This window comes from Polynucleobacter sp. MG-28-Ekke-A2, from assembly GCF_035012985.1.
Taxonomy (GTDB): Bacteria; Pseudomonadota; Gammaproteobacteria; order Burkholderiales; family Burkholderiaceae; genus Polynucleobacter.
The window spans coordinates 11,862-27,307 of the sequence record NZ_JAYGQU010000009.1; the positions used below are offsets into that span (position 1 = coordinate 11,862).

10 protein-coding genes are annotated in these 15,446 nt (G+C 45.9%); 5 read left to right on the forward strand and 5 right to left on the reverse strand.

Annotated features, from left to right (window positions below; translation table 11 throughout):
* Nucleotides 1-45 precede the first annotated feature (45 nt).
* From carB to gloB, 5 genes are all read right to left on the reverse strand, one after another.
* Nucleotides 46-3,309, reverse strand: a complete 3,264-nt coding sequence (carB, locus tag VC188_RS07025) for a carbamoyl-phosphate synthase large subunit (RefSeq protein WP_323483471.1) — start codon at nucleotides 3,307-3,309, stop codon at nucleotides 46-48.
* A complete protein-coding gene (gene carA, locus VC188_RS07030; protein ID WP_215319828.1) occupies nucleotides 3,309-4,493 on the reverse strand; it encodes a glutamine-hydrolyzing carbamoyl-phosphate synthase small subunit in 1,185 nt (394 codons plus the stop codon). The genes carB and carA overlap by 1 nt, the downstream gene beginning before the upstream one ends.
* Nucleotides 4,494-4,737: 244 nt before the next feature.
* On the reverse strand, nucleotides 4,738-6,621 hold the full coding sequence (locus tag VC188_RS07035) for a propionate--CoA ligase (RefSeq protein WP_216191657.1): 1,884 nt from the start codon (nucleotides 6,619-6,621) through the stop codon (nucleotides 4,738-4,740).
* A 32-nt stretch (nucleotides 6,622-6,653) separates the two neighbouring features.
* Nucleotides 6,654-8,087, reverse strand: a complete 1,434-nt coding sequence (locus VC188_RS07040; protein WP_323483472.1) for a transglycosylase SLT domain-containing protein — start codon at nucleotides 8,085-8,087, stop codon at nucleotides 6,654-6,656.
* Nucleotides 8,087-8,896, reverse strand: coding sequence for a hydroxyacylglutathione hydrolase (gene gloB, locus VC188_RS07045; RefSeq protein WP_323483473.1), 810 nt, complete (start codon nucleotides 8,894-8,896; stop codon nucleotides 8,087-8,089). The genes VC188_RS07040 and gloB overlap by 1 nt, the downstream gene beginning before the upstream one ends.
* A gap of 6 nt (nucleotides 8,897-8,902) precedes the next feature.
* On the opposite strand from gloB, the gene VC188_RS07050 reads away from it, so the two are divergent.
* The 5 genes from VC188_RS07050 to dnaQ all read left to right on the forward strand — a co-directional run bounded on the left by VC188_RS07050 (nucleotide 8,903) and on the right by dnaQ (nucleotide 15,437).
* A complete protein-coding gene (locus VC188_RS07050; RefSeq protein WP_416350497.1) occupies nucleotides 8,903-9,721 on the forward strand; it encodes a class I SAM-dependent methyltransferase in 819 nt (272 codons plus the stop codon).
* Nucleotides 9,722-9,730: 9 nt separating this feature from the next.
* Nucleotides 9,731-10,195, forward strand: coding sequence for a ribonuclease HI (rnhA, locus tag VC188_RS07055; protein WP_323483475.1), 465 nt, complete (start codon nucleotides 9,731-9,733; stop codon nucleotides 10,193-10,195).
* A 111-nt stretch (nucleotides 10,196-10,306) separates the two neighbouring features.
* Complete coding sequence (locus VC188_RS07060; protein ID WP_323483476.1) at nucleotides 10,307-11,632, forward strand: efflux RND transporter periplasmic adaptor subunit; 1,326 nt, start codon at nucleotides 10,307-10,309, stop codon at nucleotides 11,630-11,632.
* Nucleotides 11,629-14,727 (forward strand): efflux RND transporter permease subunit, encoded by a 3,099-nt coding sequence (locus VC188_RS07065; protein ID WP_323483477.1) that lies wholly within the window; start codon nucleotides 11,629-11,631, stop codon nucleotides 14,725-14,727. The genes VC188_RS07060 and VC188_RS07065 overlap by 4 nt, the downstream gene beginning before the upstream one ends.
* Nucleotides 14,727-15,437 carry a DNA polymerase III subunit epsilon gene (dnaQ, locus tag VC188_RS07070; RefSeq protein ID WP_072582471.1) on the forward strand — a complete coding sequence of 237 codons (711 nt, stop codon included), beginning with the start codon at nucleotides 14,727-14,729 and terminating at the stop codon, nucleotides 15,435-15,437. The genes VC188_RS07065 and dnaQ overlap by 1 nt, the downstream gene beginning before the upstream one ends.
* The last annotated feature ends 9 nt before the right edge of the window (nucleotides 15,438-15,446 follow it).

Sequence of the window (15,446 nt, forward strand, 5' to 3'; positions counted from 1 at the left end):
CTTAAATTCTTGCGCAAAATAGCGCGTATAAAAGTCAATTTTAGATTAAATGAGCTCCCGATGTAAGTTTTGCAAGGAATAAACCTCGAGGGAGTCGAGTCGGCCATTTTCTGAGGCTAACAAACCATCCATCACTGCTCGTGCGGCACTAATGGTCGTGTAATAAGTAACACCATTAGCCTGAGCGCTGGTTCGAATTGATCTAGAGTCAGCAATCGCTGTCCGGGTCTCATCCACAGTAGTAAAGACAAGTGAAATCTCACCATTCTTGATGAAATCCACGATATGGGGGCGCCCATCCTTTACTTTATTAACTACTTTTACCGGCAAACCAGCCGCTTCAATTGCTGCTGCTGTACCCTTTGTCGCAACCATCGGGAAGCCCAGTTGATGCAACAACTTAGCAACTTCAATTGCTTTTGGCTTGTCACTATCTTTGACGGTCAAAAGAACTGTTCCGCTCTTTGGCAATTTGATGCCGGCACCCAACTGTGACTTAAATAAAGCCTCGCCAAAGGTCTTGCCAACACCCATCACTTCGCCAGTTGAACGCATTTCTGGACCGAGAATTGGATCTATACCTGGAAATTTATTAAATGGAAATACAGCTTCCTTGACTGAGAAGTATGGTGGCTTAATTTCAGTCTTAATACCCTGCTGCTCTAAAGTCTGACCAACCATGCAACGTGCAGCAATCTTCGCCAACTGCAAACCAGTGGCTTTTGACACAAACGGTACGGTGCGTGAAGCGCGTGGATTTACTTCCAAGACATAGATGACATCTTTGCCATCTACATTTTGAATCGCAAATTGGACGTTCATCAGGCCAACAACATTCAGTCCTTTTGCCATCGCTGCAGTTTGGCGTTTAATCTCTTCCACCGTTGCATCGGATAAAGAATATGGAGGCAATGAGCAGGCTGAATCGCCAGAGTGAACACCGGCTTGCTCAATATGCTCCATGACGCCACCAATAAATACGGCTGTACCATCGCTGATGCAATCGACGTCACATTCGATAGCATCATTCAAGAAGCGATCTAGAAGCACAGGAGAGTCATGGGATACCTTAACGGCTTCACGCATGTAACGCTCAAGGTCGCGACCATCATGAACGATTTCCATTGCACGACCACCTAAGACATACGAAGGTCGGACTACTAATGGGTAGCCAATTTCCTCAGCAAGCTTGAGAGCCTCTTCTTCAGTACGCGCTGTACGGTTAGGTGGCTGACGCAATCCGAGATCCTGTAGTAGCTTCTGGAAGCGTTCACGATCTTCTGCTGCATCAATCATGTCTGGTGAAGTGCCGATAATTGGCACACCATTGCGTTCAAGATCTAAAGCCAATTTCAAAGGAGTTTGACCGCCGTATTGAACGATAACGCCCTTTGGTTTTTCTTTAGCAACAATCTCCAATACATCCTCAAGAGTCAGCGGCTCAAAGTACAAGCGATCCGATGTGTCGTAGTCAGTCGAAACGGTTTCAGGGTTGCAGTTAACCATGATGGTTTCGTAACCATCATCACGCATTGCTAAAGCAGCATGCACGCAGCAATAGTCAAACTCAATACCTTGACCAATGCGGTTAGGGCCTCCACCCAAAACCATGATCTTCTCTTTATTGGTCGGCTGTGACTCGCACTCTCCGTGCTCTGCTTCATAGGTTGAATACAAATAAGCAGTGTTAGTCGAGAATTCAGCAGCACATGTATCAACACGCTTATAAACCGGAACAACTTTCAATCGATGGCGCGCAGCACGAACGGATGCAGCATCAACATTGAGTAACTTTGCTAAGCGGCGATCGGAGAAACCTTTTTGCTTTACAAAGCGTAACTCTGGGGCTGTTAGGCTATCGATCTTGCGCTGCTTAAGCTCAGTCTCAATGGTGATCAGTTCTTCAATTTGCTCCAGGAACCAAGGATCAACTTTCGTTTCACTATAGATCTCATCAAGACCCATACCCATGCGGAATGCGTCTGCCAAATACCAAATGCGATCCGGACCAGGCTCATTGATTTCATTAATGATGTCATCAAGGTCTGTGGATACTTCATCCAAGCCGTCAACACCAACCTCAAGACCGCGGAGCGCTTTTTGGAAAGACTCTTGGAAAGTCCGGCCAATGGCCATGACTTCGCCAACTGACTTCATCTGCGTTGTTAGGCGGGAATCAGCCTGCGGGAACTTCTCAAATGCAAAACGTGGAATCTTGGTAACAACGTAATCGATTGAAGGCTCAAATGATGCTGGTGTGGCACCACCAGTAATATCATTCTTGAGTTCATCAAGTGTATAACCTACGGCCAATTTAGCCGCAATCTTTGCAATTGGGAAACCTGTAGCCTTTGATGCTAAAGCCGATGAACGGGATACCCTTGGATTCATCTCAATGACGATCATGCGACCATCTACTGGATTAATCGAGAACTGAACGTTAGACCCACCGGTATCAACACCAATTTCTCTCAGAACAGCAATCGATGCATTACGCATGATTTGATATTCTTTATCCGTCAACGTTTGCGCAGGCGCCACGGTAATTGAGTCACCGGTATGTACGCCCATTGGGTCTAAGTTTTCAATTGAACAAACGATGATGCAGTTGTCATTGCGATCGCGCACGACTTCCATCTCGAATTCTTTCCACCCCAAGAGAGACTCTTCGATCAAGAGCTCACGTGTTGGTGATAAATCGAGACCACGTTTACAAATTTCTTCAAATTCTTCACGGTTATAGGCAATGCCGCCACCTGATCCCCCCATGGTGAATGATGGACGAATGACTACCGGGAAACCTGAGCTGCCAGTTTGCTTCTGAATTTGCTGCTGAACCTCATGAGCCTCATCCATTGAGTGCGCAATGCCGGACTTTGCAGAGCCTAGGCCAATTTTGGTCATGGCTTCTTTAAACTTTTGACGATCTTCTGCTTTATCAATGGCTTCTGGTGAAGCGCCAATCAATTCGCAGCCGTATTTCTCTAAAACGCCATGACGGTGTAGATCTAAAGCGCAGTTCAGCGCAGTCTGGCCGCCCATAGTTGGCAAAATGGCATCAGGCTTTTCTGTAGCAATAATACGTTCGACCACTTCCCAAGTAATCGGCTCGATGTAGGTTACATCAGCCATCTCTGGGTCAGTCATGATGGTTGCAGGATTACTGTTGACCAAAATAACTTTGTATCCTTCATCACGCAATGCCTTACAAGCTTGCGCTCCGGAGTAGTCAAACTCACAGGCCTGGCCAATCACAATCGGACCAGCTCCAATAATCAGGATGCTCTTAATGTCGCTACGCTTAGGCATTATTTGCCCTCCTTCTTGGTAGCATTCATTAGCTCCATAAAACGATCAAATAAATAGGCAATGTCATGAGGGCCTGGTGAGGCCTCAGGATGCCCTTGGAAACACAGCGCTGGCTTGTCATTCCACGCCAAACCTTGCAAGGATCCATCAAATAAAGAAACATGGGTTACGCGAATATTGCTTGGCAAGGTATTAGCATCAACGGCAAAACCATGATTCTGTGAGGTGATAGCAACACGTCCTGTATCTAAATCTTTCACAGGATGATTAGCGCCATGGTGGCCAAATTTCATCTTTAGTGTTTTTGCGCCTGCTGCAAGACCCATGATTTGATGGCCTAAACAGATGCCAAAGGTTGGCACACCTTTTTCAATAATTTCTTTTGCGGCAGCAATAGCGTAATCGCATGGACCAGGATCGCCAGGGCCATTTGAGAAGAACACGCCATCCGGATTCATGGCTAGCACTTCTGCTGCGCTAGTTTGCGCAGGCACAACTGTTAATTCGCAGCCTCGCTCAGTCAGCATGCGCAAGATATTGCGTTTCACACCAAAGTCATAAGCAACTACCTTTTTAATTGGCTTGCTAGTATCTAATGTTCTGTAAGCAGGCTTGCCATTTGGCCCATGAAGATCCCATTCTGCCTCGCGCCACTGATAGGCTTTCTTGGTAGTCACTACCTTTGCAAGATCTAGGCCTGACATGCCAGGGAAAGCTTTAGCAAGCTCAAGAGCCTTCGCCCCTAAGGATTCATAGTTATCACCTAATTTACCAGCAACAATAGCGCCGGATTGTGCACCCTTATCACGCAGAATTCTGGTGAGCTTGCGTGTATCGATGCCAGCAATCCCTAAAACATCTGCTTTGGTAAGGTAGTCATCTAAAGAGCCTTCCGAACGGAAATTGGATACGCGTTTTGGAAGATCCTTCACTACTAAGCCTGCTGCATGAATCTGATCTGATTCCGCATCTTGGGCATTGACACCGACATTACCGATATGTGGGTAGGTTAAGGTAACAATTTGGCGTGAGTAGCTGGGATCAGTAATGATCTCTTGATAGCCAGTCAATGCAGTGTTGAATACGACTTCGCCAGTAGTTTCGCCAGAGGCGCCAATGCTAAAACCGGGAAATAATGTGCCGTCGGCTAAGGCCAACACGGCTGGGGGAAAAGAAGGAAGCAAGGGTGACAAACCATCTCCAGTCCCTGCTCCATCCGACGCTCAAAACCCCAAAAAAGACTAGCCCGGGGATATTTTTGCGGGTGGTGAGTGTCTTTAAGCGCTAGGGTATATATTAAGTTTCGAACCCTGTAATCATAACATTTTTGCTCGTAAACCCTTGGATATCAAGTCAAATGGGGGCTGGAAGGTAAAAAGCTCCCCCGGCCTAATGGCTGGAGGAGCAATTTGTTCAAAGTTGGGCGTTTTAAGCCTTGGCGCTCTGCTCAATAATGGTCTTAATTTGAGCTAGAACTGACTGGTCATCCATCGTGCTGATATCACCAGGATCGCGACCCTCAGCTACAGCCTGAAGTGCACGACGAACGATTTTTCCTGAACGCGTCTTGGGTAGAGCTGTAACTATATAAACCCGTCCAGGACGTGCAATAGCCCCTAAGGTGGTATCCACAGTCTTCATGCACTCAGCTTCCAAAGTAGCAGTATTGGATGCATCTTTAGGAATCACAAAGGCAATCGCGGCTTGCCCCTTTAATTTATCTTCAATGCCAACCACGGCAACTTCTGAAACATTCGGATGACTGGAAATACTTTCCTCGATTTCGCGAGTACCAAGGCGATGTCCAGCTACGTTGATCACGTCATCTGTTCGGCCCAAGATGAAGAAATAGCCATCTTTATCTTTAATGCCCCAGTCAAAGGTGGAGTAGACTAATTTGCCCGGAATTGTTTCCCAGTAGGTGCTGACAAAGCGCTTGTCATCGCCCCAAACAGTTTGCATGCAACCTGGAGGTAATGGACCTTCAATAGCAATGACGCCCTTCTGATCTGGGCCCAGCTCTTCGGAAGTAGCATCATCGAGTAACTTCATGTTGTAACCAAACGATGGCACACCTGGTGAGCCAAATTTATGTGGCATGACTTCAACCCCACGCTGAATTGCCAGCATTGGCCAACCCGTTTCTGTCTGCCAGTAGTTATCAACAATAGGCTTATTAATTGCACCATGAATCCAACTAGCAGTCGGTTCATCCAAGGGCTCACCTGCCAAAAAAAGAGCGCGCAATTTAGAAAGGTCATACTTGGTTAAGAAAGCGGGATCTTGTTTCTTCAGAACGCGAACCGCTGTTGGTGCAGAGAACATGACTGACACTTTGTACTTATCTACCAGCTCCCACCAAATGCCTGCATCAGGGCGCAATGGGGTGCCCTCGTACATGATCGTAGCCATGCCAGATAGCAATGGCGCATAAATAATATAGCTGTGGCCAACAACCCAACCAATATCGGACGTACAGAACATGGTCTCACCAGCATTACCGGTAAAGATATGTTTCATTGAGGCGGCGAGAGCTACTGCATAGCCGCCTGTATCACGCTGAACACCTTTAGGCTTTCCAGTTGTACCGGAGGTATACAAAATATAAGAAGGATGTGTTGCATCAACCCATTCAACAGGCACTACATCATTTAAATGTTTTTGGCGTTCGCTTGCGTAATCTAAATCACGTCCAGCGACGGTGGTGAATTCAGTTAAGCCGCGATTCACCATCAAAACCTTCTCAGGCTTGTATTCAGCCAGAGTAATTGCTTCATCTAGCAATGGCTTGTAAGGAACTGCTTTGCCGCCACGTGCACCTGCTTCTGCAGTAACAATCAGTTTTGGTTTTGCATCATCAATACGAGATGCCAAGCTGTGGGATGCAAAGCCACCAAACACAACGGAGTGAATAGCACCAATACGGGCGCACGCCAACATAGCAAAACAAGCTTCGGCGATCATCGGCATATAAATAAGTACGCGATCACCCTTTTTAACGCCCGCTGCCTTGTAAATTGCTGCCATACGATTCACTTCTTCGTATAACTCTTTAAAGGTATATGCCTTCTCTTGATTGGTTTCTGTAGAAACTGCAACTAAGGCAATTTGATCTGGACGATCTTTTAAGTGGCGATCTACTGAGTTGTAGCAAAGATTGGTTAAGCCACCCTCAAACCATTTAGCAAATGGTGGGTTGTCGTAATTAAGAACTTTGTTAAAAGGTTTTTCCCAATGTATTAACTGCGCTTGCTCACCCCAAAATCCATCCGGATCTTTAATTGAGCGTTCGTGGTGTGCTTTGTAGGACATGGTCAACCTGATCTCTTAAAAAGTTACTCAAATTACTGGCTTTTGCTCACCCCTTTACTAGCCTTGCTGCTAGCTGAGGCAGGTGAACTACCATTTTTCGCAGATTTTGCAAGCCCTGTCGATTCGGATTTATGCTGAGATGCAGCATTTTTTGCAGAAGAATTACCCTTAGAGGCGCCCTTATCTCCTTTTTTGGAGTTGCTGGGTGCAGCACATTTACTTGATTTAGCTCCTTTTGTACCCTTTGCTGGTTTGGGGCACTTAGGAGCAGGCGGAGCTGGCTTTTCTAGGTTGAGACTGGCATTTTCTGCCATAGCAGTTGAAACATCACCCGGACGGCGACTGGTTTTGGGAATTAGCACGGTAGAGCCTGCTCGTATACGCATTCCCCTTGGAATGCCGTTGACCTCGCGCAGGGTATCTACATCCACCCCCAACGTTTTAGCTGCCTGATCAACACTTTCTGTTTTGGAAACTTGAACAGCAGTCCACGACGAAAGAGGTTTAGGGTATTGCTTGAGGTTATCTTGAAAGATCTCAGCATGCGCAAACGGCAGAAGAATTTGCTGGTTAGCATTGCTTAAAATTACCGGCTTATTAAATGATGGATTCAGAATTTGAAATTCATCTGCAGGTATCTCGGCCAACTTAATTACAAGAGCAACATCAATATCGTTTCCAACATCAACCGCGACAAAGTATGGGTGATTTTCTAAATCAGGCAGCACAATTCCATATGCCTGTGGATCCAGGACAATTTGTCGATATGCCATCAATTTAGGAACGTAATTTCGAGTTTCACGCGGTAAGGTCAAACTCTCATAATCTATAGGCAATCCTGCGGCGGCATTACGCTTTTGTGCTTTTATAATATTGCCAGCACCCCAGTTGTAGGCTGCTAAGGCTAGTTCCCAGCTACCGAATTGATTATTCAAACGTTGTAGGTAATCCAAGGCCGCATCCGTTGACTGCACAACATCGCGTCGCTCATCTCTAAATACGTTTTGTGTGAGACGAAAGTCTTTGCCCGTGGCAGGCATAAATTGCCATAGACCCACTGCCTTTGCATTTGACTTTGCATTGGTTACAAACGCACTTTCAACAAATGGTAGTAATGCAATCTCGGTAGGCATATTGCGCGCATTTACCTCTTGAACAATGTAAAACAAATAGCGTGAAGAACGCGTCATCGAGCGATTCACATAGTCCGGTCTTGCCGCAAGCCAGCGAACCTGTTCAATCTCTAGAGGGGTATTCATGGGCTCCATTTGAAAGCCATCACGAATGCGTATCCACAGGTTGTCAGAAGGTGCATAAACCTTGCTAACGGATTGATTTTTGAGATTTACTCGGGCAGCCTTAGATGTTTTTGAATTTGCCTTTGTTGGTGCGTCAGAAGACCAATCAGTACTTGCGCAACCACTCAGCAAAGCAGCAATTACCAATACTGCATACATCATCCGCATTAGAAGCGATCTTTCCAGCCGCGAATGACTGCCAATACATGCGCTGGTGTTGGTAATGATGACTGGCCAGAAACCTCTTTAGCCATCGCAATGACTTCGGCTTGATCACAACGCATGAATGGATTAACTTGCAGCTCTTGTCCAATAGTGGTTGGAAGAGTTGGCAAACCCTGCTCTCGCAAAGATTTAGCCTGCTCTGCCCATGAGAATAGATTAAGGTTGTTGGGCTCTACTGCTAAAGCAAAACGAATATTCGATAAGGTGTACTCATGGGTGCAATAAACCAAAGTATTCTTTGGCAGTGCGGCAAACTTACCAAGCGACTCCGTCATTTGGGTTGGTGTCCCCTCGAACAATCTTCCACAGCCAGAGGCAAATAAGGTATCCCCACAAAAAAGCATTGGCTCAACAACATTTGCCTGCATGTTTGCAAAATAAGCGATGTGACTTAAGGTATGCCCAGGAACTTCGAGAACCTTCAAGCTAATACGCGGGGAAGCAATTTCAAATTTATCGTCTTGCATTACGACATTAGTGCGACCTGGAATATTGTCACCAACTGGGCCATAAACAGGCAGATCCGCACCCAAACTTTCCAATAAGTTGAGAATGCCACCCGTATGGTCCGCATGGTGGTGGGTAATAAGAATGCCTTTAAGGGTCAAATGATTTGTGCTCAGGTACTCCAAAACTGGTGCTGAATCACCTGGATCCACCACTAAAGCAGAGCTGCCATCGTGAATGCACCAGATATAGTTATCATCAAAAGCCGGAATGGGCCAAACCTGCAATAAAGTATTCTTATCCATAGACCGATGATACCAACCCCACTCATACCCTCTCAGACACCTGCACCTCCCTGGAGCTCATGGGAAAAATGGCTCCAATCTCCTCCTGGACGCTACGTGCTAGCGTGGGAGCAACGGTGTTTTGACCAAATTGTTGCCGATGTCTTTGGCTTTCATGCAGTGCAAATAGGTCTACCTCAGATAAATACGCTTAGTGAAAATCGGATGCCTTTGCATGCCATCCTGATTCACTCTAACGATAGTCGCTCTCATACAACTAATTACAACTGGCATTTAATTGAAGGTGACTCGACAGACCTCCCTTTTGCCAGCGAAAGTATAGATTTAATTGTTCTGCCCCATGTTTTAGAATTTGCCACAGATCCCCATCAAATATTACGCGAAGTCGATCGAGTACTTCGACCCGAAGGTCGTTTGATTATTTCCGGCTTCAACCCCGCAAGCCTATGGGGCGCCAGACAATATCTGAGCAGATTGGTTGGAACCCCTTACCTTCCTAGGGATGGGCAATTTATTAGTCTCATCCGCATAAAAGATTGGCTGGAGTTACTTAACTTCTCTTTGGACCGAGGTCACTTTGGTTGCTATAAATTTCCCCTGCAGGGTGAATCTGTGATGGGCAAGATGAATTTTCTTGAGAAAATGGGAAACCGATGGTGGCCAATATTTGGGGCTGTTTTTTTAGTTTCAGCCATTAAGCGCCAACAAGGAATACGTCTCATTGGCCCGGCATCACTTGTTCGCATACCAGCCATTAAGCAGCTAAGTCCAGCTGCTGAGAGAAGCAATCTCCAAAAACGCTTCAAAAGAGGCAATACCAGGTAAATTATTGCCATGCCGCATACCAAATCACACTCCCACCCCCCTCATATCGTGATTTATACCGATGGTGCCTGCAAAGGGAATCCCGGCCCTGGAGGCTGGGGAGCTGTATTGCGATCTGGTGGGCACGAAAAGCATATTCACGGGGGCGAAAAGCTCACCACCAACAACCGCATGGAGATTTGTGCCGTCATTTTTGCCCTCAAAGCACTCAAACAACGTAGCACTGTTGAGCTATGGACAGACTCTCAATACGTCCAAAAAGGCGTCACAGAATGGCTAGAGGGTTGGAAAAAACGGGGTTGGAAGACTGCTAGCAAGGATCCGGTCAAAAACGCAGATCTCTGGCAGGAGCTGGACTCACTACTCCCAGGACATGAGATCTCCTGGCACTGGGTTAGAGGGCACAACGGACACCCCGGAAATGAGTTGGCCGACCAATTAGCCAATAAGGGTGTTGAGGAGTTTTTGCCATAAGGCAAATGCATCTCAAGAGCCTCCTTTTCAGCCATCTTATGAGAGAATGATCCTGCTCTAAATAGCTTAGAAACAGCATAAAACCCACATAAAACCTAGAAAAACGAGACTGTGTCAAAAATAGAATCTTCACTCGATAAGGCTGTTGCCAAACTCGTGCAATTTAAAAACAGTGGCAAGGCTCGCTTATGCTCACTTTGGCAACAACACTCTCCTCGATTAAATCAAATCAAGCAGCTGGACTATCCAACCGTTAAATCATTTGTAGTGAAATTTAAGTGGCGCATCTTATTCGTGCTGATTGTTCTTTACGCGGGTTCTAAGGCTTACGATTATTTCTTCCCCGCTTCTGAAAAATCGGGCGGTCCTGTAACGATTACTTCAGTAGTAGTCGAGAAGAAAGATGTTCCTCTCATTATCGAGGCCACTGGCACGATCGTCTCCAACAGTATTGTTGATATCCGACCAATGGTTACCAATACCGTAGCTAAGATTGAAGTTAAAGATGGTCAAGAAGTTAAAGCCGGCGATTTGCTGTTTACATTGGATGACCGCAACGACAAGGCTAACTTTGAAAAGCTTAAAGCCCTTGCCGATGATGCCCAAAAGCAATACCTCAGAGCCAAAGAGCTCGTTGCGAAGAACTTTATTTCTAAAGCAGCCTTAGAGACCACCTTAGCCAATGCTAAGTCAGCGCAAGCGGCAGCTCGTTCCGCAGAAGTGCAACTGTCCTTTGATTACATTAAGTCACCAATTGATGGTCGCGCCGGAATCGTGAATGTATTTCCAGGTTCATTAGTTCAAGCCAGCAACATCGTTTCAACTGCAACCAGCTCTACTGCCACTTCAAGTGTAGGCTCTATGGTCACCATTACGCAGTTAAACCCAATTAATGTGCAATTTGTTATTCCCGAAAAAGACATTCCCGTCATGCTCGAGAATCAGCTGGATGGCGAAGCTATGACCGTCAAAGTAGTCGTCGGTGATAGCGGAAAAAAGACATACGAAGGAAAGGTCTTGGTGATTGACAATCAAGTAGATCCATCGATCGCAGCAGTCCGTGTTAAAGCGCAGATTCCCAATGATGACAAAACCTTGCTGCCTGGCCAGTTTGCCCGCGTATCCTTAGTAGCAAATACCTTGAAGGATGCTTTGGCAATTCCATCTCAAGCGGTGATTATTAATGCCCGTGGAAAAATGGTTTATGTTGTAGATAAGGATGGCAAAGCTGTTGCTAAACCAATTAAAGTGGTTTACGAATATTTAGGCTCAACCGTTGTAACTGGCATTGAGGCTGGTGATAGAGTGGTAGTAGAAGGTAAGCAAAACTTGCGTCCTGGTGGCAAAGTCCGTGAAGCCAAGAATCCATCGCCAGCAGCCCCAGCCAATGCCGGTGCGACTGCCCCTGCAACTCCTTCAGCCACAGATAAGAAATGACACTTTCCGAATTATGTATTCGGCGTCCGGTAATGACGGTATTGCTCTCTGTAGCTACCGTCATAGCTGGCGCAGTAGCTTACGTCAAGATTCCAGTAGCGGCATTACCAAGTTTTAATACTCCTGTTATTTCTGTCAGCGCCTCCTTACCCGGCGCCTCTCCAGAAAACATGGCATCTGCAGTTGCACTTCCTCTTGAAAAAGAGTTCTCGACAATTGACGGAATTAACGTCATTAGCTCTACCAACTCTCTCGGTAGCACCAGTATTACTCTCGAATTTAATAATGACAGAGATATTGATAAGGCCGCTGTCGATGTGCAGGCTGCGTTGCTGCGAGCCCAAAAGCGTCTTCCGATAGAGATGACGGTACCGCCCTCCTATCGCAAAATTAATCCGGCAGATACACCTGTATTGGTTGTGCGCATGAGCTCACCGTCAATCAGCCTTTCTGATATCAATCAATACGCAGAAAATCTCGTTTCACCAAATTTATCCACAATTAGTGGTGTTGCACAGGTATTGGTTTACGGCGCCAAACGTTATGCCGTTCGCGTCCGCGTTCATCCTGATGCACTAGCCAATCGAAACCTGACTGTCGACGACATTGCCTTAGCCATAAATAAAGCAAACTCTAATAGCCCAGTGGGAGTATTGGATGGGCCACGTCAAGCGATCACCATCTATGCCAATCCTCAGCTAGTCAGACCAGAAGAATATGCTAATTTAATTGTGAGCCAAAAGAATGGCTTACCAATTTATTTAAAAGATGTAGCTGATGTTGTTGAAAGTTATGAGGATGTCAAAACACTTGCCAGCTCAAATGGCGAACGCTCCATAGCAGTTGCTGTTCTAAGGCAACCAAGTGCCAATACTGTTGAAGTAGTGAAGTCAGTTAAAGACTTATTGCCTCAGCTGCAAAAGCAAATGCCTGAGTCAATCAAGCTGCAACTATTAAATGATCGCTCCCTTTCTATTATTGAAGCGATTCATGACGTTAATTTCACACTAGCACTGACAGTCTTGCTGGTGATTCTGGTGATCTTTCTGTTCCTAAAACATATATCAGCCACTGTAATCCCATCTATCAGCCTTCCAATCTCACTGATTGGTGCATTTTTCCTGTTGTATTTCATGGGCTATAGCCTAGACAATATTTCACTCCTTGGTATCACTCTAGCCGTTGGTCTGGTGGTGGACGATGCTATTGTGGTGCTTGAAAATATCATGCGCTATGTTGAGCAAGGCATGGATCCACTGAAGGCCTCACTCAAAGGAAGTAAAGAAGTTGGCTTCACCATCATCTCTATTTCCATCTCCTTGGTAGCTGTATTTATTCCACTCTTCTTTATGGCCGGTCCGATTGGCCTCCTCTTTAGAGAATTTGCTGTAGTAGTTTCTCTATCTATTTTGGTCTCTGCAGTTGTATCGCTGACTGTGGTCCCAATGCTCTGTAGTCGCTTTCTACCAAAACCAGGGCAGCATGCCAAAGAGTTTGCAATCAATAAAAAGTTTGATCGTCTGTTTGATTGGATGCTCAAAACCTATATTCACTACCTAGATCTAGCTCTGAAAAATCGTAAAGTAGTTTTGTGGGGCGCTCTATCTACCTTTGTCATTACGGTTGCACTCTTCATGAACAGCCCCAAAGGTTTCTTCCCGGAAGAGGATATTGGCCAAATTCTGGCCACTACAGAAGCTTCCGAAGATATCTCCTTTAGAGCCATGCTTGCCCTGCAAGATCAAGCTGCTGAATTGGTAAACACTGATCCCAATGTGGCTAGCTCTATTTCCGTCATTGGCGGTGGCGCTAGCTCTGGTTACAACACCGGTAGGATATTTATTATTCTCAAACCCAAAAGTGATCGAGCCAAAATGGCGAAGATTATGGAGGGCTTACGTAATAAGTTCAAAGAAATTCCGGGTCTTCAGGTCTATATGCGCCCCGTGCAGAACTTGCAGCTTGGCGGAAAGAGCAGCAAGAGCCGCTATCAATTCACACTGCAAAGCGTAGGCTTTGAAGGTGTAAATGAGTGGGCCGATAAATTAATGCAGAAAATGCGTGCTGATCCGATGTTCAGGGACGTAACTAGCGACTCTCAAATGAAAGGCTTGAACGTCAAAATCGATATCGATCGTGAAAAGGCTGCAAGCGCTGGCGTTAGTGTTGCAGATATCCGATCAGCCCTCTACTCCACTTATGGAGAAAAGCAGGTATCTACCATTTATACCCCAGTAAACACCTATTACGTCATCCTTGAGGGCGCTGTTGAAGATCGTCAATATGAGTCTGATCTGAACAAAATCTTCGTGCGCGGTCGTGCGACTGACAAACTTATTCCGTTATCAAGCCTGGCTAGCTTTACCCGCACCGTTGGACCAACAGCCGTAAACCATCAAGGCCAAATTCCGGCAGTAACACTCTCGTTTAACTTGGCGCCTGACGTTTTCCTGGGTGACGCAACCAAGCAGATTGAGTCCTTTACAAGAGCTATCGATCTACCGTCTTCCATCATTACCAGCTACGGTGGTGATGCGGCTGTATTTAAAAGTAACCAATCAGGCCAATTAATCCTCATTCTCTCTGCGCTGGGCGTAATTTATATTTTGCTTGGCGTTCTTTATGAGAGCTACATTCACCCTCTCACCATTTTGGCTGGCTTACCATCGGCAGCGATAGGTGCAATCTTGACATTACGCTTATTTGGTTTTGAGCTGACCATAGTTGCCTCTATTGGTATTTTGCTTTTGATTGGTATTGTTAAAAAGAATGCAATTCTGATGATTGACTTTGCCCTGGATGCTCAACGCAATCAAGGCATGTCTCCCGAGAAGGCCATTCGTGAAGCTTGCATCTTGCGATTCCGACCCATCATGATGACTACGTTTGCAGCGCTGATGGGCGCTATTCCTATTGCTTTAGGTTTGGGTGCCGGTGCAGAGTTACGTCAACCCTTAGGCATTAGTGTTGCTGGTGGCCTGATTTTTTCTCAGTTCGTAACGTTGATCATTACACCGGTGATTTATCTCTATCTGGATAAATATGCTGGAAACGGTCCGTTGGATATTCCACCTGCTGTTCTAGAGGGCACCTAATGCGTCAAGTTATTCTCGATACTGAAACTACTGGCCTTAATCCAGCCACCGGCGACCGCATTATTGAAATTGGTTGCGTGGAGATGGTTGGTCGTCGTCTTACCGATAGAACTTTCCATTACTACATTAATCCTGAACGCGATATTGATGCTGGTGCCTTTGCAGTCCACGGACTTTCTAGAGAGTTTTTATCTGATAAACCGATTTTTGCAAACATCGTTGAGCAGTTAATTGAGTTTGTTGATGGCGCTGAAATTGTGATTCATAACGCAGCCTTCGATTTGGGATTCTTAGATAACGAGTTTGCCCTTCTAAAGCGCCCTCCCTTCAGAAATTTAGCCTCCAAGATTACCGACACACTGCTCGACGCGCGTCAAATGTTCCCTGGAAAGCGCAATTCATTAGATGCGCTGTGTGAACGCTTTTCAATTAGTAATAAACACCGTACTTTGCACGGCGCGTTATTAGACGCCCAGTTACTAGCTGAAGTTTACGTATCGATGACAAGGGGTCAAGAAGACCTTTCGATTGATCTGATTGACTACACAGTGGGAGCAGACTCTACTGGTCATACCAAAGCTTTACCAACTAATCTCATGGTGCTGTCTGCATCAGATGATGACCTTGAAAGCCATGAAAAAATCTTGGCAGAAATTGCCAAGGCAAGTAAAAAGGACCCCGTTTGGAGTCCTTTAAATGCTACTGCCTAATTAGTAGAT

What these genes read in the sequence shown, in the direction of transcription:
- carB (WP_323483471.1), bottom strand. Translation starts at nt 3,309, where the DNA reads ATGCCTAAGCGTAGCGACATTAAGAGCATCCTGATTATTGGAGCTGGT.
- VC188_RS07035 (WP_216191657.1), bottom strand. Translation starts at nt 6,621, where the DNA reads ATGTCCTACAAAGCACACCACGAACGCTCAATTAAAGATCCGGATGGA.
- VC188_RS07040 (WP_323483472.1), bottom strand. Translation starts at nt 8,087, where the DNA reads ATGCGGATGATGTATGCAGTATTGGTAATTGCTGCTTTGCTGAGTGGT.
- gloB (WP_323483473.1), bottom strand. Translation starts at nt 8,896, where the DNA reads ATGGATAAGAATACTTTATTGCAGGTTTGGCCCATTCCGGCTTTTGAT.
- VC188_RS07050 (WP_416350497.1), top strand. Translation starts at nt 8,903, where the DNA reads ATGATACCAACCCCACTCATACCCTCTCAGACACCTGCACCTCCCTGG.
- rnhA (WP_323483475.1), top strand. Translation starts at nt 9,731, where the DNA reads ATGCCGCATACCAAATCACACTCCCACCCCCCTCATATCGTGATTTAT.
- VC188_RS07065 (WP_323483477.1), top strand. Translation starts at nt 11,629, where the DNA reads ATGACACTTTCCGAATTATGTATTCGGCGTCCGGTAATGACGGTATTG.
- dnaQ (WP_072582471.1), top strand. Translation starts at nt 14,727, where the DNA reads ATGCGTCAAGTTATTCTCGATACTGAAACTACTGGCCTTAATCCAGCC.